A 20,692-nucleotide genomic window follows, 5' to 3' on the forward strand; every position below is an offset into this window, starting at 1 on the left:
AGGGTTACTTATCGGAGGTCATAGACCATCGGCATAGCTGTGAGGAGTACAGAACGCTATTGCGGATATAGCTTTCGCTTAACAAATCATTTACCATAAATTCAATGTCTTACGATCTCGCCAAATTGCCCATCCACAGCCTGCTGCGGCCGATCTCCGAGGCCGCTGTTGCTCTTGCCCGTCTCGACGAGCGCATTGCCCGCTCCCCCGTCGGCGAGGGCTTTCTCGAGCGGTCGCATTTCCTCGACGCGCATGCCTCGCTCTGGGTCGACGGTGAACTCGTTCATCTCGAAGACCTCGTCCTGCATGACGCGCTCCGGGATATCCGTGCTCCCACCCATGAACTCACCATTGCCCGCGACATCCTGAAAACTCGCCGTCGCATCGCCGCCCATCCCCCCGCCTGGGCCCTCTCTGATCAAGGCCTCGCCTCCCTCCGCGGCCGGTCGTGGGCCGGAGCATCATTGGGTGGAGACAGGGAGGGGGTGCGGGATGGCAGTGTTGAGGTGAGCGACGCTCCGGCCGAGATAGGGGATGCGGAAGATCCCGAGATTGATGGTCTGGGTGATGCGTTTGCAGCGATCGATGCAGTACTCGCCCGATCCGGGGTCGCGATCGAAGAGGCGAAGAAGCCGGGGAGCGCCAAAAACGCTCCGGAAAAGGATCCGTTCGTTTATGACCTCGACTGGGATGAGGACGAGCGGCTGGAGGAGTGGCGGGCCGTGCTCGCGCGTGCCCAGGACTTGCCGCCGGTCCTGCAGGCAATCGTGGCGCTGGATGCCTGGAACCAGATCGCTGTCCTCCAGCATGCGCCTTGGCTCGGGCGTTTGCTCGCCGCCTCGGTCCTGCGCGAGGGCGGCGTTACCACTGGCGGTCATCACGCAGCGATCAATCTCGGGCTCAAGGCCATTCCGGTCGAGCGGCGCCGGCATCGTGACCGTGAGACGCGGTTGCTGGCGATAGCAAGGGCGCTGACAATCTCCGCCGAGACGGGGCTCAAGGAGCATGACCGGTTGGTGCTGGCGCGGCAGATGATGATGCGCAAGCTGGAGGGACGGCGAACGTCGTCCAGGCTGCCGGAGCTGGTCGAGTTGGTCATGGCGCGGCCGTTGATCTCGGCCGGGATGGTGGCGAAGACGCTTGAGGTCACGCCTCAAGGAGCGAGGCGCATCGTGCAGGAGCTCGGTCTTCGCGAGATGACGGGCAGGGGAAGGTTTCGGGCGTGGGGGATTTTATGAGTTCTGACCGGCAGACATAAAAAGGTTATGCTAACTTCGGGCGGGGCCGCTAGACCGTCACTTAGTTCCGCGGAACGGTATAGTAAGGGATTGGTTGTTAACCTTGGGGGAATTGCGTTGCAAATTGCGCTGCAGCTGATAGTCCAAAAGCAGAACGAAACGGCAGATTACGATGACCACCGCTCGCCACATTGTGACTCTTCTGAAAAGCCACATCGCCGGCGATGAGGACCGTTTCCTGTCGACGGCTCTCCAGTTGGCCGCCCATGAGGCGCGGCAGGGGCATGGTAAGCTGGCGCAGGAGGTTAAAGATCTCGTTGATACAGCAAAGACGCGCCAGCCGAGCATGCGCCGGGCGGGCGGGGCGATCGTACTTGTGCAGCCGAAGGGTGAACTCGCCGGTCTGCTGAGTGCCCGTTACCCCGACATCCGCCTAACAGACATGGTTCTGGCACAACCCCTTCGCCAACGTCTCGATCGTATTTTAGCCGAGCAGCGGCAGCAGGCGAGCCTCCAAAGCCACGGACTTCAGCCGCGCCGCAAGATCTTGCTCGTCGGTCCGCCGGGCGCCGGCAAGACGATGACGGCGAGCGCCTTGGCGGGAGAACTGCATCTTCCCTTGTTCACCATTCTCTTGGACGGCCTCATCACAAAGTTTATGGGCGAGACCGCGTCGAAGTTGCGCTTGGTTTTCGATGCCATGACCGCGACCCGCGGCGTGTATCTCTTTGATGAGTTTGATGCGATCGGAGCGAAGAGGGGAGACCGGCAGGACGTCGGAGAAATCCGGCGTGTGCTCAATTCCTTCCTTCAATTCGTAGAACAGGATGAAAGCCAGGCCTTAATCGTCGCTGCGACGAACCATCCCGAACTACTGGACCGGGCGCTTTTGCGTCGTTTCGACGACGTTATCGAATACACGCTTCCGGATGTGTCACTCATCGAAGCGATCCTTCGTAACAGGCTTGATCGCTTCGCAACACCCGAACTGTCGTGGGTAGATGTCGCGAACGCGGCACACGGCCTTTCGCCGGCAGATATTACTCGTGTGGCTGACGACGCCGCCAAGTCCGTCATTCTGGATAATTCGGGCACGGTCACTGCTGCAAGCATATTTGACGCGCTTGCCGAGCGCCGCTTGGCTGCCCAAGCTATGGATGCGAGCAACAGGCCATAATGGCAACCGGACCACGCGATCGCCCGCATTTCCTGCTGAGAGATAACGGCGCGGCAGAGCCATACCGGCGCCCAAACCGGAAAATTGACCCACCGGCGCTACCTCAACGCAATAGGCAGGCTCATGCCCAGGCGCTGGCGTTGGCAGTCGGAGGAGCTGTCGCGGCGGCAGAGCAGCAGCTTGCCGAAACCGGGGTAACAGCCTTTGAGACGCGCGGTTTCTATCTCGAGTTCGATCTTCCTGCCTCCGAGGGGGCCGCAATCGACCAGCTCGCGAACAGACAACAAAAAATGGAGGTTGTCGCAGTCCGCGAGCCGGAAGGCGACGGCGGTATCGTCAAGGCCTCGGTATTTGTGCCCGAGCGTGCAAAAAACTACTTCCTAAACAAGATTGAGCAGTATCGATCGACGGACACCGACAAAGGGCGTCCTCGAAATGAGCCTCTAATTTCAAGGATCGAAACCGCACAGCTGGCATCCGCGCGTTCTCTCTTCACGGATGACGCAGCGCTGTTTCCACCCGACCAGCAACTCGCGGTGTGGTGGGAAATCTGGTTGCGCGAAGGCAGGCGTGAGAAGTTTGAAGCCATAGCGGCCGCTTTGGAAATAGAGCTGCGCCAGCACGCCATCCGGTTCCCCGAGCGCGAAGTCGTCTTGGCGTTGGCAAGCACCGTGACCATGGATCGCGTCGTTGCTCGCAGCGATACCATCGCTGAGTTGCGCCGGGCAAAAGATACGCCAGCGTTTTTCACAGGTCTTGGAGGTGCAGAACAAAGAGCTTGGACAGACGATCTCGCTGGTCGCGTTCAGGTCTCGCAGACTGCCGGTGACGTTGCTATATGCCTTTTGGACAGCGGGGTCCGCCGCACTCATCCTTTGATCGAGCCGGTGTTGTCGATCGATGATTGGCATACGATCAATCCGGCTTGGGGCGCCGACGACACGCCAGCTTGGCAGGGTCACGGCACGCGAATGGCCGGAGTAGCACTTTATAACGATCTGATTGATCCGCTTGCTTCTGAGGACGCTGTCGAACTGCAATATCGGCTGGAAAGTGTTAGAATTCTGCCACCTGGCGACGCGGATGAAAACCGACCTGATCTCTACGGCGCGATTACCGGTGAGGCGATTGCTCGAGCCGAGATTCAGGCGCCGCACAGAAGTCGGGTCGTAGCGACTGCTATAACAAGCACGGCTCCTTCGCGGGGGCGAGCCTCATCCTGGTCTGCTTCGATCGACCAACTCTGCTTCGAGACGGATGCGCAGCGGTTGATCCTGATAGCTGCTGGAAACATACGGGTTGACTTAAGCCCTGCGGATCACCTGGTTCGCAACGATATCGAACCGCTAGATGATCCAGCGCAAGCTTGGAACGCAATCACCGTCGGGGCTTTCACCAACAAAGTTGACGTTATCGATGCGCCTTTTGCCGGCTACGCCCCGATCGCGCCCGCTGGAGAACTGTCTCCGGCGAGCAGGACCTCCGTCACCTGGGATCGTCAGTGGCCGGTCAAGCCGGACATCGTCATGGAGGGCGGGAACCTGGCGCATGACGGCGTCAATCCTGGTGAGCCGATTGATGACCTGCGCATTCTGACGACGCACTTCCGGCCCGAAAACCGCTACTTCTCTACGATTGGCGACACCAGTTCCGCAACCGCGCAAGCTGCCAAGCTCGCGGCAGAGATCATGGTCAGCCGGCCGGGGCTCTGGCCCGAGACTGTCCGTGCTTTATTGGTTCATTCTGCCGAATGGACACCTGCGATGGCCGCCCGCGTCACGGCCTGCCACGGCAACAAAACGCAATTGCAATCGATTTTGCGCCGCTACGGTTACGGCGTGCCAAATCTCGGCAGAGCGCTGCTTTCCGCCAATAACGATCTGACTTTGATGATCGAGGACGACATTCGACCCTTCCAGCGAGAAGGGAGCGGATCAGTCAAAATGAGAGATATGAAGCTTCATCTGCTTCCTTGGCCGAAGGACAATCTGCTGGCCTTGGGCGCTGAGCCTGTCGAGGTCCGGGTCACGCTGTCCTATTTCATCGAGCCGAACCCCGGCGAGCGAGGCTGGACTAGGCGTCACAGATACGCTTCTCACGGATTGCGCTTCCAGATGAAAACAGCCACGGAATCCGTCGACGAGTTCCGTGCCCGCATCAACCAGGCTGCCCGAAACGAGGAAGAAGGTACACCCGTCAACGTCGGCGAAAGCTGGTTATTGGGTACATTCCGCGACAGCGGATCGCTGCATTCGGATTTCTGGCGGGGAACGGCGGCTGATCTTGCCGAGCGTGACGCCATCGGTATTTATCCAGTTGGCGGTTGGTGGAAGGAAAAGCCGTATCTGGACCGATACAACGAGAAGGCGCGCTATTCGCTGATCGTGACCATTCGCGCGCCTGGTGCCGCGGTTGATCTTTATGCGGCGGTCGAGACGATTCTGAAGACAGAGATCGTCGCACAGGTGTAGGATTCCTTTGATTAATTGGCGGCCGGCCACAATAGGCCCGCACTCCTTCCGATTTGGTGCGAGACTTGTCCAAGTGTTTGGACGAGATGGTCGGTAGGCTCTGGTGATAATAGGGGCGATGGTTCGTATCCCTTCAAGGCGTTTAAATCTAACGGCCCAAGGCGGCAGTGTGGCGATCAATGGTTTAAGTGCGGACTCGCGCGCTGGATGCTATCGGTCGCGGTTTCCGGATTTTTGCCGGCGGTTCTCTAAATTGCGTGTTGGCGTCAAGCGTCTTCCCAACGCCGAATCGGCGGTGTCTGGATTCCGCCCATGCAGTCATTGATGACGTCATCTACTTTGTAAGAACAAACACTCCGCCGATTTCAGAACGTTTGTATTCGTCTTACAAATAGTATACCCCCCTATAATATATGAAATGGAGTTTAGGCTATGAGTTCATCTCAAGGGCATGCGCACGACCATCCCCATCCGCACGATCACAGCCATGGTCGTGCGCTCAACGCCGCCCATGAACATTTCTTCCTTGGCGACAACCACCTGCGGAACGAACGCCGCACGTGGCTAGTGATTGGTATCACCGCCACCATGATGGTGGTGGAGATCGTCGCCGGAAACATGTTCGGGTCTATGGCTTTGACGGCAGATGGCTGGCATATGTCCACGCACGCTGCGGCCATGCTCATCGCGGCATTGGCCTATCTCTATGCTCGCAAGCACGCCAGCAACCGCCGCTTCTCATTCGGCACTGGCAAGCTCGGCGACCTTGCAGGATTCGCCAGCGCCGTGATCCTGGCGCTAATCGCGGTGCTTATCGGCTGGGAAAGTTTTCTGCGCTTCCAGTCGCCTGTAGCGATCAATTTCAGGGAAGCCATCATCGTGGCGGTGGTCGGATTGATCGTAAACCTTGTCTGCGCATGGCTCCTCAAGGATGATCACCATCACGGAAACGATCATGGCCATGCTCACGGACACGGGCACAATGCAGGCCAGGATCAGAACCTTCGCGCCGCCTACATCCACGTACTGGCTGATGCGCTGACCTCCGTTCTGGCGATCGGCGCGCTGGTTCTCGGAAGCCTCTATGACTGGCTCTGGCTTGATCCAGCTATTGGTATCGTCGGCGCTATTGTGATCGCTCGCTGGTCCTGGGGATTAATCCGAGATACGGGCGGCGTCCTGCTCGACTACGTTCCTGAAGGCGAAGACCTCCCCGAGGAAATACAGGAAATCCTCGTCAAGGAAGGCGCGGAAATCGTCGATCTCCACATCTGGCAACTCGGGCCCGGCCACCACGGAGCCATCGTTTCTATCGTCGTCAATGATCCGCATGCGCCGTCCTACTACCGCGCAAAGCTTGCGGCCATTCACGATCTGTCGCATGTGACGGTGGAGGTCGAAACCCGCGCGGCTTGACAAAAACGTCTATACCGAAGGAGCATTCCTATGAGCCATACCATCCGCGAAAAGCAAAAGCTGATCAACCGCGTACGTCGTATTCGCGGGCAGATGGAAGGTGTCGAGCGGATGCTTGAGGAGGAAAAGGGTTGCGTCGAAGTCATGCAAACGATCGCGGGTGCGCGTGGTGCCATCAACGGTCTAATGGGCGAAGTCATCGAAGATCATATCCGCATGCACTTGGCCGCCGAAAGTCTGAGTCAGAAAGAGCGTGAAGAAGGCGCGGCCGAACTGATCGATGTCATTCGCGCTTATCTCAAATAAGGTTCATGATGAATAATAAGTCGCCTTGCACCGATCTGTGCCGCTTCGATCCGCGCAATAAATGGTGCTTGGGCTGCGGCCGGACGGCGGATGAAATCAAGGCGTGGCGCAAAATGTCGCCCTATCACCGGACAAATTTGTCGACTGAATTGAAACGCCGCATGAAGCGATTAAAGGATGGCGAGGACGGCGCTGCGACCGCATCCGCTTGCTTGTAGAATTTTACAACTAACAAAGGCCGGTTATTGCGCAAACCAGCCGAACGCGGACGTCCATCATTGATCTTTTCGATTGATGTCGATCAATTTTTGTTTGTGATCAAAGCATAGTGTGGGGCTTGTGGTCTCCTAAACATGGCTGCGCCATGGAGGACGAGTGATGCTCGGATACAAGGTCTCGGCTCAACGGATAGATCCTAGGGAGAGTGTGGCACGCACCGAGACTGCCGAGGTCAGGCTTGCCACGGGACTGTCCGGCGCTGCCGATGCCTTCAATCCGGCCGAACTTCTGCTCGCGTCCATCGCTGCCTGTATGATCAAGGGCATTGAGCGCGTCATTCCTCCCCTCGCTTTCTCTATTGATGGTGTCGAGGTGGTCCTTCACGCCGTTCGACAGGATGATCCGCCGCTTATCGTTTCGGTCAAGTACCAACTCGTGGTCGATACCGATGAGACTGACCAACGGCTTGAACTTTTACACAAGAATGTCCGCAAATACGGCACAATCTCCAACACCGTCCCTCTTGCAGCCCGCTTAGATGGTGTAATCTGGAGGAAGTCATGAGGGGCCTTCATCGCGAAACGCATCTCGTTTCCCGGATCGGGTGGCTGCGAGCCGCCGTTCTCGGTGCAAATGACGGTATCGTATCCACTGCGAGCTTAATCGTCGGCGTTGCAGCCTCCGCGGCGGGCAGCTCGGAGATCTTGATCGCCGGCGTCGCCGGCCTCGTGGCTGGTGCGATGTCGATGGCGGCTGGAGAATATGTCTCGGTCAGCTCGCAGGCGGATACCGAACAGGCTGATCTCGCCCGCGAACGGCTTGAGCTTGACGGCCAGCCCGATCTTGAGCGCGAGGAACTCGCACAGCTTTACACCAGGCGCGGCGTCGAGATTGATCTGGCCCGACAGGTAGCAGTGCAACTAATGCAGAAGGATGCGCTTGAGGCGCATGCCCGCGAAGAACTTGGCATCTCCGAAATCACTACCGCCCGACCGATCGTTGCCGCGCTGACGTCGGCTCTGACGTTCGCGGTTGGCGCGATAATGCCACTCGCAATGGTATGGGTGGCGCCACCGAACCAACTGGTGATGCTGGTCTCTGTAGCCTCGCTTATGTTCCTCGCCCTGCTCGGCGCGATTGGTGCCAAGGCAGGCGGTGCAAATGTGCTGAGGGCCACGGTACGCGTAACCTTCTGGGGCGCCTTTGCGATGGCGCTGACAGCAGGCATAGGCGCCTTGGTGGGAACAGCCGTCTAGGTGTGCGGAATATTGATCAAGTGTTACTGTGTGGTCCTCACACCGGCGGATTAATCGGCAGGAGCCGATTTATATGGAGGAAGAACATGACCTACACTCTCGATAAGACGACCAACGGAATACCATTTGATCAGGTGGTCGCAGCCACGAAGGCGGCTCTCGCGAGCAACGGGTTCGGTGTCCTCACTGAAATCGACGTACGAGCGACCATGAATAAGAAACTCGACGTCGATATACCGGACTATCTCATCCTGGGTGCGTGCAACCCGAAGATGGCCCTCGAGGCGATGAAGATCGAGCCGAAGGTCGGCGCGATGCTGCCTTGCAACGTGATCGTACGATCGCTGGAGGGGGGCGCCATCATGGTCAGCGCCATCGACCCCGTGGCCTCGATGCAGGCTATCGAAAACCAGCAACTGAAGACGGTCGCGGCGCACGTGCGGTCTTTGCTTGAACAGGCGATTGCGAGCGTCTGAGGACGTTGGTGGTCAATACGGTCGCCGTTGACAAGGCAAGCATGCGATGCTCCCCCTAACATTCGTCAGCGACTCGAATAGCGAGGAGCAAATAGGCCCGAATGAAACGCCTGAACTGCGGGAAAAACTGGGCGTTGAAGATGACGGAACCGAACTTGAGCCACTGCCGGGTTAGACAAGCACGCGTCGGTTCATCAGCGAAAGCCGAATCGTCTCGATAGGATTGGCGATACCCTTCAGCAGAAGTGAGCCTCTAGCCGAAACGTTGAACTCGTGCCCTGCCGCCACCTCGAAAAATTCACTGGAGGCCACGATTTCACCTGGTAGTGCCGCAGCACACAGTCGCGCGGTAACGTTGACGGGCGAACCGAGGATCGTTGCATCCTTGCGAATTTCGGTTCCGATCACGGCCTCTATCACAGTGCCGTCGTGCAGTCCTATGCCGATCCCTCTGGGCAAATTCGCCCGTGAGACACTTGTCAGAATTGCCTCCGACGCCCTGAGGGCGTTTGTCTTTCTTTCTGATCCTTCGAACCAGGCGACAAGCCCGTCACCCACGAGGCGATCAATATCGCCGCCGTGTTCGAGGATGGCCGCGAAGCTGTGGCTTGCAACCTCAGACACAAGGGCAGCGGCTTCTTCGGCGCTCGCCTGTTCGACAAAACTGGAGAAGTCTCTGATATCGAGGACCAGGATGGACGCAGCCAGGCGCTCGGCGCTCGAGCGCCCGGAACTAACGCGCTTCTCAGTGCTGTCGGAAACAAAATGTGCGAGCGACTTTCGCGCCTCATTCAGGGCGTTTGTGCGTGTGTCGATTTCATTTTGTGCCCGTGAGACGAAATACGTGGAGAGGCAAAGTGCTCCTATTAGAGGCACGCCAAGGATAACGATCCAAATAATCGTATCGTTGTCGAGAAGTTTTTCGCGGGCGGATGCCTTTTCGGAAGTGGCGATGTAGACCGACATAGACCCTGTCATACCTGGCGCCCTGCTGAGCACGGTCCAATGCACAGGGGGCCCATCTTCTTCGAGAAAGACTGTCTGTCCGTCAGATATTTCGGGGATGCGACTTATCGTTGAGGCCATGCACGATGTGTCGTTGGTTGCCGCCAGTACCTTGCCGTCTTCGGTAAAAGCAACTGCGCAGAGCAAGTCAAGCTCCTTCGCTTCCGTTTCGATAGCCTGTCTTGTCTGGTCAGCGTCGCTGACTTTTCCTCCACTTCCGATCTCCGAGTGTCTGGCTTTCCCCAAGATCGGCGCGAACAGCGCGGCATGGAGCGAAGCCGTTTGTGCACTATAGGCACGTTCGACACTAACAGACAGAGCGTTTGAGACGGCAATAAGTAGGCCGGAAATCGTCAGGAAGAAAATCGGTAGTACGAACAGGTTATAGTTCCGTCTTAACGGATAGGGGCGCGCCAGAATCTCATTATCCAATGTTTGCCACCTTCGTTTCTTTTCGTCATTTCATTCGTGGATTCGATCTTCACGAAGACTGATCTTACGATTCTGAGTTCGAATTTATATTGCCGTCACTATAAATCTTTGTAACCTGAGTGTCGGTCCGGAAAGAAGTTGCGTAATCTGAGTCGGTTATGATTCCCTGGCTTTGAGATGATTCTTTTCGGGCAAGGCAGCGATGTGGACGACAGCGAACCGTGGAAAATACAAGCGCGATGGATTGCGCTATCCGAGTGATCTGACGGATGCGGAATGGGCTCTGGTGGAGCCGTTGATCCCTCCAGCCAAGCGTGGCGGGCGCCGACGTGAGGTCAATGTTCGCGAGGTCGTCAACGGCCTGCTGTATGTGCTGAGCACGGGCTGCCAGTGGCGCGCCGTTCCGAAAGACCTGCCGGCCAAGAGCACGTTGTTCGACTATTTCGACCTTTGGAACTGGGACGGCACACTCGGCCGTCTTCACGATGAACTCTATGTGAAATGCCGCGAGGCGATGGATCGTGAGGCCAGTCCCACCGCCTGCATCATCGATAGCCAGAGCGTTAAAAGCGCCGAAAAAGGGGGATCTGCATCGACCCGAGCGGGTATGATGCGGGCAAGAAGATCAAGGGCAAGAAGCGCCACATCCTCGTCGATACGGTAGGGCTGCTGCTTCATGCCCTGGTTCACCCGGCCGACATCCAGGATCGTGACGGTGGCGTGCTGGTCTTGAAGACGCTGTTTGGGAGGTACCCGTTCCTGAAAAGGCTGTTCGCCGATGGCGGCTATCAGGGACCTGTCTTTGCCAAGGGGCAGAAGAAGGCCATGCCGGGCCTTGCGACCGAAATCGTCAAGCGCTCCGATACTGCCAAAGGCTTCGAGGTCTTGCCGAGACGTTGGGTGGTTGAGAGGACCTTCGCGTGGCTGGGACGTTGCCGCAGGCTGGCCAAGGACTTCGAAAACATGTCACGCAACGCACTCGCCTTCCTCAAATTGGCATCCATTCGCCTCATGCTGAGAAGGCTCTGTTCAAACTGAATAACTTTCCGGACCGACTCTAAGTACTCGTGCATGACCGATAGCGAACAAGTACCGTGAGGGAAAGGTGAAAAGCACCCCGACAAGGGGAGTGAAATAGAACCTGAAACCGGATGCCTACAAACAGTCGGAGCCCGCAAGGGTGACGGCGTACCTTTTGTATAATGGGTCAACGACTTAGTGTAACTAGCAAGCTTAAGCCGGTAGGTGTAGGCGCAGCGAAAGCGAGTCTGAATAGGGCGATTGAGTTAGTTGCATTAGACCCGAAACCGAGTGATCTAGCCATGAGCAGGCTGAAGGTTGGGTAACACCAACTGGAGGGCCGAACCCATAACTGTTGCAATAGTTCGGGATGACTTGTGGCTAGGGGTGAAAGGCCAATCAAACTCGGAAATAGCTGGTTCTCCGCGAAATCTATTTAGGTAGAGCGTCGACCGAATACCCTCGGGGGTAGAGCACTGGATGGGCTATGGGGACTCACCGTCTTACTGATCCTAACCAAACTCCGAATACCGAGGAGTACTAGTCGGCAGACACACGGCGGGTGCTAACGTCCGTCGTGAAAAGGGCAACAACCCTGACCTCCAGCTAAGGTCCCCAAGTCATGGCTAAGTGGGAAAGGATGTGAGGATCCCAAAACAACCAGGATGTTGGCTTAGAAGCAGCCATCATTTAAAGAAAGCGTAACAGCTCACTGGTCTAAATAAGGGTCTTTGCGCCGAAAATGTAACGGGGCTAAAGCCATGCACCGAAGCTGAGGATTTGCAGCAATGCAAGTGGTAGCGGAGCGTTCCGTAAGTCTGTGAAGGCGGACCCGTGAGGGCTGCTGGAGATATCGGAAGTGCGAATGTTGACATGAGTAACGATAAAGGGAGTGAGAGACTCCCTCGCCGAAAGACCAAGGGTTCCTGCTTAAAGTTAATCTGAGCAGGGTTAGCCGGCCCCTAAGACGAGGCGGACACGCGTAGTCGATGGGAACCACGTTAATATTCGTGGGCCTGGTGGTAGTGACGGATCTCGTGTGTTGTTCAACCTTATTGGATTGGTTGGGCGGCGAAGAGGTTCCAGGAAATAGCTCCACCGTATAGACCGTACCCGAAACCGACACAGGTGGTCAGGTAGAGTATACCAAGGCGCTTGAGAGAACTATGTTGAAGGAACTCGGCAAATTGCACGCGTAACTTCGGAAGAAGCGTGACCCTTTTGTACGCAAGTATGATGGGGTGGCACAGACCAGGGGGTAGCGACTGTTTATCAAAAACACAGGGCTCTGCGAAGTAGCAATACGACGTATAGGGTCTGACGCCTGCCCGGTGCTGGAAGGTTAAAGGGAGGGGTGCAAGCTCTGAACTGAAGCCCCAGTAAACGGCGGCCGTAACTATAACGGTCCTAAGGTAGCGAAATTCCTTGTCGGGTAAGTTCCGACCTGCACGAATGGCGTAACGACTTCCCCGCTGTCTCCAACATAGACTCAGTGAAATTGAATTCCCCGTGAAGATGCGGGGTTCCTGCGGTCAGACGGAAAGACCCCGTGCACCTTTACTATAGCTTTACACTGGCATTCGCCAAGGCATGTGTAGGATAGGTGGTAGGCTTTGAAGCAGGGACGCCAGTTTCTGTGGAGCCATCCTTGAAATACCACCCTTATCGTCATGGATGTCTAACCGCGGTCCGTTATCCGGATCCGGGACCGTGTATGGTGGGTAGTTTGACTGGGGCGGTCGCCTCCGAAAGAGTAACGGAGGCGCGCGATGGTGGGCTCAGACCGGTCGGAAATCGGTCGTCGAGTGCAATGGCATAAGCCCGCCTGACTGCGAGACTGACAAGTCGAGCAGAGACGAAAGTCGGTCATAGTGATCCGGTGGTCCCGCGTGGAAGGGCCATCGCTCAACGGATAAAAGGTACGCCGGGGATAACAGGCTGATGACCCCCAAGAGTCCATATCGACGGGGTTGTTTGGCACCTCGATGTCGGCTCATCGCATCCTGGGGCTGGAGCAGGTCCCAAGGGTTTGGCTGTTCGCCAATTAAAGCGGTACGTGAGCTGGGTTCAGAACGTCGTGAGACAGTTCGGTCCCTATCTGCCGTGGGTGTAGGAATATTGACAGGATCTGTCCCTAGTACGAGAGGACCGGGATGGACATATCTCTGGTGGACCTGTTGTCCTGCCAAGGGCATAGCAGGGTAGCTATATATGGAATGGATAACCGCTGAAGGCATCTAAGCGGGAAACCAACCTGAAAACGAGTATTCCCTTGAGAGCCGTGGAAGACGACCACGTTGATAGGCCGGGTGTGGAAGCGCAGCAATGTGTGAAGCTTACCGGTACTAATAGCTCGATTGGCTTGATCGTTCTCATTGTTCATGCTCATCGGCGCAGCATAGCTGCACTGATGATGCTGATCTTCTGTCCTGACGCGCCAAAGCGCTCCGGACGGGCCGCGCCATCAGGCGCGACGGCCTCTGGCCTTGCGGAGATTCGCTCCGAAACGCCAGGCCAAAGATCAAAGACGTGTTCACAAAATTAAGACAAACGAAGGCTCGAGCCTTCTACCAGCTTCTCAAAAGATTGCCCTTAGCCGACCTGGTGGTCATGGCGGGGTGGCTGCACCCGTTCCCATTCCGAACACGGCCGTGAAACGCCCCAGCGCCAATGGTACTTCGTCTCAAGACGCGGGAGAGTAGGTCGCTGCCAGGTCTGCTAAAGGCAATCAAATCTTCTCATAACAAGCCTCGGCCCAAGCCGAAATCGGGCCGCCCTCAAAGCGGCCCTTTTGCAATGCATAAACAATAACGCGGGGTGGAGCAGCCCGGTAGCTCGTCAGGCTCATAACCTGAAGGCCGCAGGTTCAAATCCTGCCCCCGCAACCAAGTTTCTTAAAGACTATCAAGACTTTAATCGGCCTCCTTCGGGAGGCTGAAGTCGTTTTTGGACCTAGCACACAGTCAGCACAAACACACCCCACCCGTTTGACGGGAGGCTTGATGGTGTGATTCCCTCTTCCCATATCGAGCAATAAGCGAAATGGGAGGGCAGCATGCCAAGCCATGAAATCCTCGGAGGATTGGTGCAGATTTACCGGCGCGGGGCCGCGTCTGGCATTGCTCTACGTCCATAAAGGGCCGTCAGTATCGTGTGAGCACCAAGGAAACCGGCTTGGAGCAGGCCAAGGCTTTTGCAGAAGACTGGCTTCTCGGTTTGCGCGGGAAATCGGCGGCGGGTATTTTGAAGACCGAAACCACCTTCGCGGAAGCCGCCAAGAAGTTCGAGCAGGAATATGCGGCCATCACCGAGGGGGAGCGCAGCCCCAAATGGGTGGAGGGTCACAGCATCCGCCTGCGGCTCCATCTGGTGCCGTTCTTCGGCAAGATGGGCGTCTCGGAAATCAATGCCGGTACAGTTCAGGATTATCGCGTGCAGCGCATTGCCACGTCCACGACGGGGAGGGCACCGGCACGCAGCACCTTGCATGACGAGGTGGGCACGCTCCGGCAGGTCCTGAAAACCGCCATTCGCCATAAATGGCTCCAGCATCTTCCCGACCTGTCGCCGCCGTATAAGACGCAGGGGAAGATTGTTCACCGGCCATGGTTCAGCCCCGCCGAGTACAAGCAAGCTTGACCTGCCACTGAAGTTTCATCCGGCTGCGATTAGAGCGTCGGCGTTTTTTTGATAAGCCAAATGGCGGGGTGGGAGCAACCGGCGGAAACGCGGAGCTTCCACATTGCGTAGCGTTGGAGCCGGTTGCGGCGATGATCCCGGCATAGTCCGCTGGGGTCTGGTATCCGAGCGATGAGTGCGGCCGGAAATTGTTGTAGTCGCCGGCCCATTCCGCAATGGCGCTGCGAGCATGATCGAGACCGAAGAACAGGCTCTCGTTGAGCAGCTCGTCGCGCATGCGGCCGTTGAAGCTCTCGACATAGCCATTTTGCATCGGTCTTCCCGGCGCGATGTAGTGCCACTCGACCTTGTGATCCTTCGACCAAGCAAGGATGGCATTCGAGGTCAGTTCGGTCCCGTTGTCTGAAACAATCATGCCGGGCTTGCCCCTTCGCTCGACAAGCGTCGTCAGTTCCCTCGCGACACGGCGACCAGAGATAGATGTGTCCGGGATCGCCGCCAGGCATTCGCGTGTGACATCGTCGACCACATTGAGGATGCGAAAGCGTTTGCCGCAGGCGAACTGATCGTGGACGAAATCCAGCGACCAGCGAGCATTCGCTTTTGCTTCGACGAGGATCGGCGCACGCGTGCCAACAGCACGACGCCTGGCTTTGCGTTTGCGCACGCAGAGACCTTCCTCGCGATAGAGCCGATAGATGCGATTGACACCGGACGGTTCCCCATCGCGCCGAAGCAGAATGAACAGCCGTCGGTAGCCAAACCGCCGTCGCTCATTGGCCAGATCGCGTAGCTTCGCTCGCAACTCGACCTCCGGCGGTCGAGAGGATCGATAACGGATCGTCTTTCGGTCGGCACATACAATCTGGCAGGCCCGCCGTTCCGAAAGCCCCATCGTGACCTTCAGATGCGCGACAGCGTCACGCTTGGCGGCAGGCCCTACCATTTTTTTGAGAGAAGTTCGCGGAGTGCGGCTGTATCCAGCATCTGTTCGGCGAGCAGCTTCTTCAGCTTGGCGTTCTCATCCTCCAGCGCCTTCAGGCGCTTGGCCTCAGATACCTCCATGCCGCCGTATTTAGCTTTCCAGTTATAAAAGGTCGCTTCGGAAATCCCGTGCCTACGGCAAAGATCGCCCGCTTTCGCTCCGGCCTCCTGCTCCTTCAGCACCGCAATGATCTGCTCTTCCGTAAATCGCTGCTTCTTCATAAGTCCGTCCTCAATGGGCCGGACTCTAATCCATTCTGGAGGAAGTTCTCAGTGGCAGGTCAATGGCGTTCGAGGTCAGCTCCGTTCCGTTGTCCGAGACGATCATGCAGGGGTAACCGGTTGTGAGCGCGATGCGATCCAGTTCCCGGCCGACACGCTCGCCGGATAGCGAGTTGTCGACCACGGTGGCAAGGCACTCGCGGCTGAATTCGTCGAGGACATACAGGATACGGAAGCGCCTGCCGTCGACCAGCGCAACCGAGACGAAGTCCATGCTCCAGCGCTGGTTCGGGCCCTGCGGGATTGCCATCGGCGCTCGTGTTCCCAGGGCTCGTTTGCGGCCACGCGCTTGCGCCCTGTTAAGGGTCAATATTCGGCGCCGGTTGACACTCAGGACTTTCCCGAAACTGGGGCGAAGTTGGATCTCATGCCGGTTGTCGCCATCTCTTTGCATTTGGCTCTGCACATTGTATAAAATGTGCACCTGCGTGAAGCAGGAATGCCGCGTGGCGACTGTTAGCAAGAGCTTGAAGCACAAGACGATGTCGACCGCAGCTGCCGAGGAAATCCGAAGCCGGATCCTTGAGGGCGTTTTTCCGCCGGGGCGTCAGTTGCGTCAGGAGGAATTGGCGCAGGAATTCGGAATCAGTCGCATACCCATCCGCGAGGCCCTGCTCTTGCTCGAAAGCGAGGGGATCGTGCGCATCCAGCCCCATCGCGGCGCCGTGGTCGTAGAGCTAAGTGCAGAGGAGGTCGAAGAACTCTTCAACATGCGCATCCTTTTCGAGCCGTTTTTACTCGAAAGGTCGGCGCCGCATCTCGCACCCGCGGATTTCGAGAAGCTAGATAAAATCCTTGACCGTTACGAAACGTCGATCGATAAGCTGGATATCGACCGCTGGAACGATCTGAACTCCGAATTCCACATGCTGCTTTATACCCATGCGCGGAGCCCACGTATAACCAGTACAGTCCAGAACCTCCTCGGCGAATGCGACCGGCACACGCGAATTCAGCTCTCCAACATTACTGGCGATCGGGCGCGGGCCGTCCGCGAACACAAGGAACTCGTAAGGCTCTGCCGGGAACGGCGTTTTGCAGAGGCGGCCGATTTCATGCGCATGCATATCGATCGTATCCGGGTTGGCCTAATGGCGCTTCTCCATCTCGACCAGACTGACGCAACAGAAGCAACTGTGGGTGAACAGTAAAAGGGGCCGACGTCGCAGGCGGCGTCGGCCGGTTTTCGCTCTCAGGCGCGGCCCACCGTGAACAGATGTTCGAGCTTGTCGACCTCCACCTCGATACCGAGACCGGGACCGGTCGGCGCGGAGCCGAAGCCGTTTGACGAGCGTGGAAGATAGCTGGCAACGTGGCCGTCCGTCCAGTCGTTGAAGAACGGAGTCATCAGCAGCGATTCCGGCCGGGTCGTTGCCGCCACATGGCTGGTCGCGGCCGTGATGATGTCGCCGCCCCACATGTCCTCCACCGAGACCGCCATGTTCAGTTCCTGTAGCAGGTCGCGGGCTTTGATCGTGTTAGTGAGGCCGCCAAGCTTGCCGAATTTGAGGTTCACCGATACAGCGTTGGCCTCATACTTGGCGCGATAGATTTCGTCGTGGTTGACGATCGACTCGTCGAGAACGAGTGGAAGCGCTGATCCACGATGCGCGAGGATGCAATCGGCCGTCGAGCGGCAGGGTTGCTCGACATAGACTGCGAGGCCGGCCATGCCTTGGAGTGCGAGCTTCGCTGACGCAAGCGACCAGCCGCCGTTGGAATCGGCCACGATGATCGTCTCGGAATCGCCAGCTTCCACGCTGGCGCGGGTCCGCGCAATATCATCCATGGGGTTGTTGCCGACCTTGAGCTGGAAGCGATTGATGCCGGCGGCCCGCCGTTCGCGAATGAACTCGCCCATGGATTCAGGCGCGGCCAGCGGCACTGCCTCGTAGATTGGAAAGCGGTCGTTGAGTACGCCGCCGATCAGCGCCGAGATCGGCCGGCCGAGCGATTTGCCAAGAATATCCCAGCAAGCGATGTCGATCGGGCTCTTGGCGAATTCCTGCCCCATCAACGTGCCGGCCATGATGCGGTTGACCATTCCGATATTGGTTGGATCTGTACCGATCAGCGCCTCCGAGAGGTCCTTCAGCGCGATCCGAATGCCATCTGGAAAGGTCGGCAGGTAGATCTTGCCGAGTGTCGTGATCTCGCCCCAGCCTTCGAGACCCTGGTCGGTGCGGATGCGGATGACCGTGCCGTCTTCCGTGGCCGCGACACGGTCTCCAGACATGACGTATGTTCCGTGGGCATAGCCGACGGTATACTTGTAGATGTCCACCCCGGTGATTTTCATGGTCTTTCCTTAAGATTGGCGGCTGCGTCTTGCGCAAGCAGTTGCATCAGAATGTCATATTGGGTGCCGGAGATGCGGACTCCGTCGCGCGTTGTGCGCGCCCTGGCGGCGAAGCGCCGTGACGAGGGTAGTCGGGCGCCCTGAGCTGGAATCGCCTCAAGCAGCCGTTCGGCGCTTTTGAAATGCCTGTCGCGTTCCGTGCCCATGAACATGTCGGGCGACAGTGCGATGATCAGTTCACCATGGCAGGGGGCGCCGCCGTCGCCATCATCGAAAGCCTGGGATTGCGGGCTTGTCATATCTCCGACCAGCGGGCCTGCGAGAAGCTCGATCATGGTTGAAAGCGCTGAACCCTTGTGGCCGCCGAATGTCATCTGCGCGCCGGCCATGGCCTCAATCGGGTCGTTGGTCGGATTTCCCTGCCGATCGAGAGCCCAGCCATAGGGAATCGGCTGATTGCGCTGGCGATGAAGTTCGATCTCGCCGCGCGCGACGACGCTGGTCGCGAAGTCGAAGATGTAGGGCAGGTGTCCCGGCCGAGGCCAGCCGAAGGCGAGTGGATTGGTGCCGAACAGCGGCGTCCGGCCGCCGTTTGGCGCGACCCAACTGTGGCTCGGCGTCATGGCGAGCGATACGAGGCCCCGCTCGGCGAGAGCCTCGACCTCCGGCCAGAGTGCGGTGAAATGAAAGCAGCGATTGATCGCCATGGCGGCAACGCCGTGGCTCCGAGCTCTTTCCGTCAAGGCGTCGATCCCCATCGTGAAGGCAAGCGAGGAGAAGCCCATATCGGCATCGACCCTGACGATGGCGGATTGATCTGATTGGATTTTCGGCTTGGCAGCAACATTGACCTTGCCGGCGGCGATGGTCCGCACCAGCCGGCGAGGCGATAAGTGCCATGTGACGCGCATTCGTCACGTTCAGCGGCGGTGATGACGTCTGCCAGCGCATCGGCATGCGGTTCCGTGAGCCCGTGTCTGACGAGGATGCGCGTGGCCAGGGCTTGGATTTCCTGCAGACTCAGAACGCGGTGTCCTGGGCTTCCTCTGCCGCGGGCTGGCCTTTGGAGGAGAGGGAGGATGGGCTTATCGCCGTCATTTCGAAACTACCACTGCAATCGGACTTCAGTTGCGCGACCTGCCGGAGGTTCGCACGCCGCTGTGCGCGAGATTTTCGACGAGCTCGTCAGAAATCTGTTGCGCAGGCGATGTGTAGTATGCGAAAGCGAAACGCAAGAGCCGCTTTTCCGAAGGTCGTGCGGAGGCAGGATCTGAAGACGTGCTCGGCAGCTCGCCTTCAGCCCGGCGCTCCATGGCGCCGGCAATAATCAGGGAACCGAAAGAGGGAAGTGATGGAGAATTTTACGGATTTGAAAATAGGGCGGCGTGGCTTTCTGGCGGCGGCTGCGGCAGGAACGGCAGCGCTCGCAGCGCCCGCCTTCATTCGCGATGCGCGTGCAGCATCGGAAATTACGATCATTACCTGGGAAACATATCACGAGGACGCATGGATCGCGGAATGGAGCAAGGCGACCGGCGTCAAGGTCAATGTCGTTCGTGCCGGCTCCAATGACGAGATTTTTGCCCAGACCCAGTCGGGCGCGATCCAGGCCGACGTACTCTATTTCGAGTCGGGTTCCATTCCGCGCTTCAAGGAAGCTGGCCTCATTGTGCCGATTGACGCTTCCAAGCTCCCCAATGCGGTCAACATAACGCCCGGCCTCAAATATCAGGAACGCAACACGGTCGATGGCGATCTCTATGGTGTACCCTATAGTTGGGGAACGCAGCCGTTGATGTTCAACGCGGATGTCGTCACCGAAGGCACCGACAGCTGGGCCGCGCTCTGGGACGAAAAGCATGCCGGCAAAGTCAATCTGTTCGATGATGCCTATATCACCTTCCGATGATCGCGCTGCAGGCTGGCGTTGCGGATCCCTTCAATCTTTCGGACGAAGACTTCGCCAGGTGCGCCCAAGTGCTCGCCGCCCTTCGTCCACAGGTCCGTACCATCGCGCGCGGCTTCAACGACGCCGCGGCGATCTATGCGGCCGGTGACGCGGTCATCGGTTACTGCAATAACGTTTCCATCGTCTTTAATCTCCAGCGCAAGGGTATGAACTTCAAGTACACCTTCCCCAAGGAAGGTACGCCGACCTGGATCGACAATGCGGTTTTGACCCGCATGGCGATCGTCCGGAAGTCTATCAGTTCCTCAACGACAACCTGACGCTGGAATGGCAGTCCGCTTCATCTCCTTGTCACTCAACAACGGCGTACTGACCGACGAGGGCGCCAGACAGGGTGGTGTGAAGGACGATATCCTCGCCAAGACCAACATCATCGATCAGAATCAGCCCAGTTTCTGGGAGAAGATGGTTTTCTTCAAGGCGCCTGAAAGCGTCGATCGTCGCGTCCAGATGTGGAACGACTTCAAGGCTGGAACCCTCTAGTTTCCGGGTGGGGTAACTGA

The 20,692-nt window shown here is 57.8% G+C and carries 17 protein-coding genes, 1 tRNA gene, 2 rRNA genes and 3 pseudogenes; 18 read left to right on the plus strand and 5 right to left on the minus strand.

Annotation, left to right across the window (positions count from 1 at the left end; genetic code table 11):
- Nucleotides 1-95: 95 nt before the first annotated feature.
- From G3A56_RS27840 to G3A56_RS27880, 9 genes are all read left to right on the plus strand, one after another.
- Nucleotides 96-1,238, plus strand: coding sequence for an RHE_PE00001 family protein (locus G3A56_RS27840; protein ID WP_165909441.1), 1,143 nt, complete (start codon nt 96-98; stop codon nt 1,236-1,238).
- 172 nt (nt 1,239-1,410) lie between these two features.
- On the plus strand, nt 1,411-2,415 hold the full coding sequence (locus G3A56_RS27845; protein ID WP_097143403.1) for an AAA family ATPase: 1,005 nt from the start codon (nt 1,411-1,413) through the stop codon (nt 2,413-2,415).
- A complete protein-coding gene (locus tag G3A56_RS27850) occupies nt 2,415-4,886 on the plus strand; it encodes a S8 family peptidase (RefSeq protein WP_130519705.1) in 2,472 nt (823 codons plus the stop codon). The genes G3A56_RS27845 and G3A56_RS27850 overlap by 1 nt, the downstream gene beginning before the upstream one ends.
- 432 nt (nt 4,887-5,318) lie before the next feature.
- Nucleotides 5,319-6,302 carry a CDF family Co(II)/Ni(II) efflux transporter DmeF gene (gene dmeF, locus G3A56_RS27855; protein ID WP_130519703.1) on the plus strand — a complete coding sequence of 328 codons (984 nt, stop codon included), beginning with the start codon at nt 5,319-5,321 and terminating at the stop codon, nt 6,300-6,302.
- 30 nt (nt 6,303-6,332) lie between these two features.
- Nucleotides 6,333-6,608, plus strand: coding sequence for a metal/formaldehyde-sensitive transcriptional repressor (locus G3A56_RS27860; protein ID WP_052820499.1), 276 nt, complete (start codon nt 6,333-6,335; stop codon nt 6,606-6,608).
- Between the two features lie 8 nt (nt 6,609-6,616).
- Entirely contained in the window at nt 6,617-6,826 is a 210-nt protein-coding gene (locus G3A56_RS27865) for a DUF1289 domain-containing protein (protein ID WP_082179016.1), read from the plus strand.
- 160 nt (nt 6,827-6,986) lie between these two features.
- Nucleotides 6,987-7,391: an OsmC family protein gene (locus G3A56_RS27870; RefSeq protein ID WP_130519701.1), complete on the plus strand. Its 405-nt coding sequence runs from the start codon at nt 6,987-6,989 to the stop codon at nt 7,389-7,391.
- Nucleotides 7,388-8,083 (plus strand): VIT1/CCC1 transporter family protein, encoded by a 696-nt coding sequence (locus G3A56_RS27875; RefSeq protein WP_130519699.1) that lies wholly within the window; start codon nt 7,388-7,390, stop codon nt 8,081-8,083. Before G3A56_RS27870 ends, G3A56_RS27875 begins: the two co-directional genes overlap by 4 nt.
- An 86-nt stretch (nt 8,084-8,169) precedes the next feature.
- Complete coding sequence (locus tag G3A56_RS27880; protein WP_130519697.1) at nt 8,170-8,559, plus strand: DUF302 domain-containing protein; 390 nt, start codon at nt 8,170-8,172, stop codon at nt 8,557-8,559.
- 171 nt (nt 8,560-8,730) lie between these two features.
- On the opposite strand, the gene G3A56_RS27885 is transcribed toward G3A56_RS27880, so the two are convergent.
- Entirely contained in the window at nt 8,731-9,996 is a 1,266-nt protein-coding gene (locus G3A56_RS27885; RefSeq protein ID WP_130519695.1) for an adenylate/guanylate cyclase domain-containing protein, read from the minus strand.
- Nucleotides 9,997-10,198: 202 nt separating this feature from the next.
- Here G3A56_RS27885 and G3A56_RS27890 point away from each other — a divergent pair.
- The 5 genes from G3A56_RS27890 to G3A56_RS27910 all read left to right on the plus strand — a co-directional run bounded on the left by G3A56_RS27890 (nt 10,199) and on the right by G3A56_RS27910 (nt 14,655).
- Nucleotides 10,199-11,034 (plus strand): IS5 family transposase gene (locus tag G3A56_RS27890; RefSeq protein ID WP_130521628.1). Its coding sequence is split into 2 segments (ribosomal slippage): nt 10,199-10,586 and nt 10,586-11,034, totalling 837 coding nucleotides; the frame shifts between segments, so codons are not numbered across the junction.
- Nucleotides 11,024-13,386: ribosomal RNA gene (locus G3A56_RS27895) — 23S ribosomal RNA — on the plus strand. Before G3A56_RS27890 ends, G3A56_RS27895 begins: the two co-directional genes overlap by 11 nt.
- A gap of 230 nt (nt 13,387-13,616) precedes the next feature.
- A 5S ribosomal RNA gene (rrf, locus tag G3A56_RS27900) occupies nt 13,617-13,731 on the plus strand.
- Nucleotides 13,732-13,827: 96 nt separating this feature from the next.
- Nucleotides 13,828-13,904 (plus strand) — tRNA-Met (locus G3A56_RS27905).
- A 286-nt stretch (nt 13,905-14,190) separates the two neighbouring features.
- Complete coding sequence (locus G3A56_RS27910) at nt 14,191-14,655, plus strand: hypothetical protein (RefSeq protein ID WP_210255084.1); 465 nt, start codon at nt 14,191-14,193, stop codon at nt 14,653-14,655.
- A gap of 15 nt (nt 14,656-14,670) precedes the next feature.
- Here the strand turns inward: G3A56_RS27910 and G3A56_RS27915 are convergent.
- Together G3A56_RS27915 and G3A56_RS27920 are read right to left on the minus strand one after the other, a co-directional pair.
- Nucleotides 14,671-15,861 (minus strand): annotated as a pseudogene (locus tag G3A56_RS27915) (IS3 family transposase).
- A gap of 61 nt (nt 15,862-15,922) precedes the next feature.
- Nucleotides 15,923-16,207, minus strand: a pseudogene (locus G3A56_RS27920) (DDE-type integrase/transposase/recombinase); the annotation flags it as partial.
- A 181-nt stretch (nt 16,208-16,388) separates the two neighbouring features.
- Here G3A56_RS27920 and G3A56_RS27925 point away from each other — a divergent pair.
- A complete protein-coding gene (locus G3A56_RS27925) occupies nt 16,389-17,072 on the plus strand; it encodes a GntR family transcriptional regulator (protein WP_246231454.1) in 684 nt (227 codons plus the stop codon).
- Nucleotides 17,073-17,113: 41 nt separating this feature from the next.
- Here G3A56_RS27925 and G3A56_RS27930 read toward each other — a convergent pair whose 3' ends face one another.
- Nucleotides 17,114-18,220: a mandelate racemase/muconate lactonizing enzyme family protein gene (locus tag G3A56_RS27930; protein ID WP_130521225.1), complete on the minus strand. Its 1,107-nt coding sequence runs from the start codon at nt 18,218-18,220 to the stop codon at nt 17,114-17,116.
- A pseudogene (locus tag G3A56_RS27935) lies at nt 18,217-19,301 on the minus strand (Ldh family oxidoreductase). The gene G3A56_RS27930 and the pseudogene G3A56_RS27935 overlap by 4 nt, the downstream one beginning before the upstream one ends.
- A 270-nt stretch (nt 19,302-19,571) precedes the next feature.
- On the opposite strand from G3A56_RS27935, the gene G3A56_RS29220 reads away from it, so the two are divergent.
- Genes G3A56_RS29220 through G3A56_RS29230 form a run of 3 tightly spaced genes read left to right on the plus strand, consistent with a single transcriptional unit; the run spans nt 19,572 to nt 20,672 of the window.
- Complete coding sequence (locus G3A56_RS29220) at nt 19,572-20,129, plus strand: extracellular solute-binding protein (RefSeq protein WP_246231481.1); 558 nt, start codon at nt 19,572-19,574, stop codon at nt 20,127-20,129.
- Nucleotides 20,126-20,449 (plus strand): type 2 periplasmic-binding domain-containing protein, encoded by a 324-nt coding sequence (locus G3A56_RS29225; RefSeq protein ID WP_246231482.1) that lies wholly within the window; start codon nt 20,126-20,128, stop codon nt 20,447-20,449. Before G3A56_RS29220 ends, G3A56_RS29225 begins: the two co-directional genes overlap by 4 nt.
- A gap of 7 nt (nt 20,450-20,456) precedes the next feature.
- A complete protein-coding gene (locus tag G3A56_RS29230) occupies nt 20,457-20,672 on the plus strand; it encodes a hypothetical protein (protein WP_246231483.1) in 216 nt (71 codons plus the stop codon).
- Nucleotides 20,673-20,692 lie beyond the last annotated feature (20 nt).

Source organism: Rhizobium oryzihabitans (assembly GCF_010669145.1).
GTDB lineage: Bacteria > Pseudomonadota > Alphaproteobacteria > Rhizobiales > Rhizobiaceae > Agrobacterium > Agrobacterium oryzihabitans.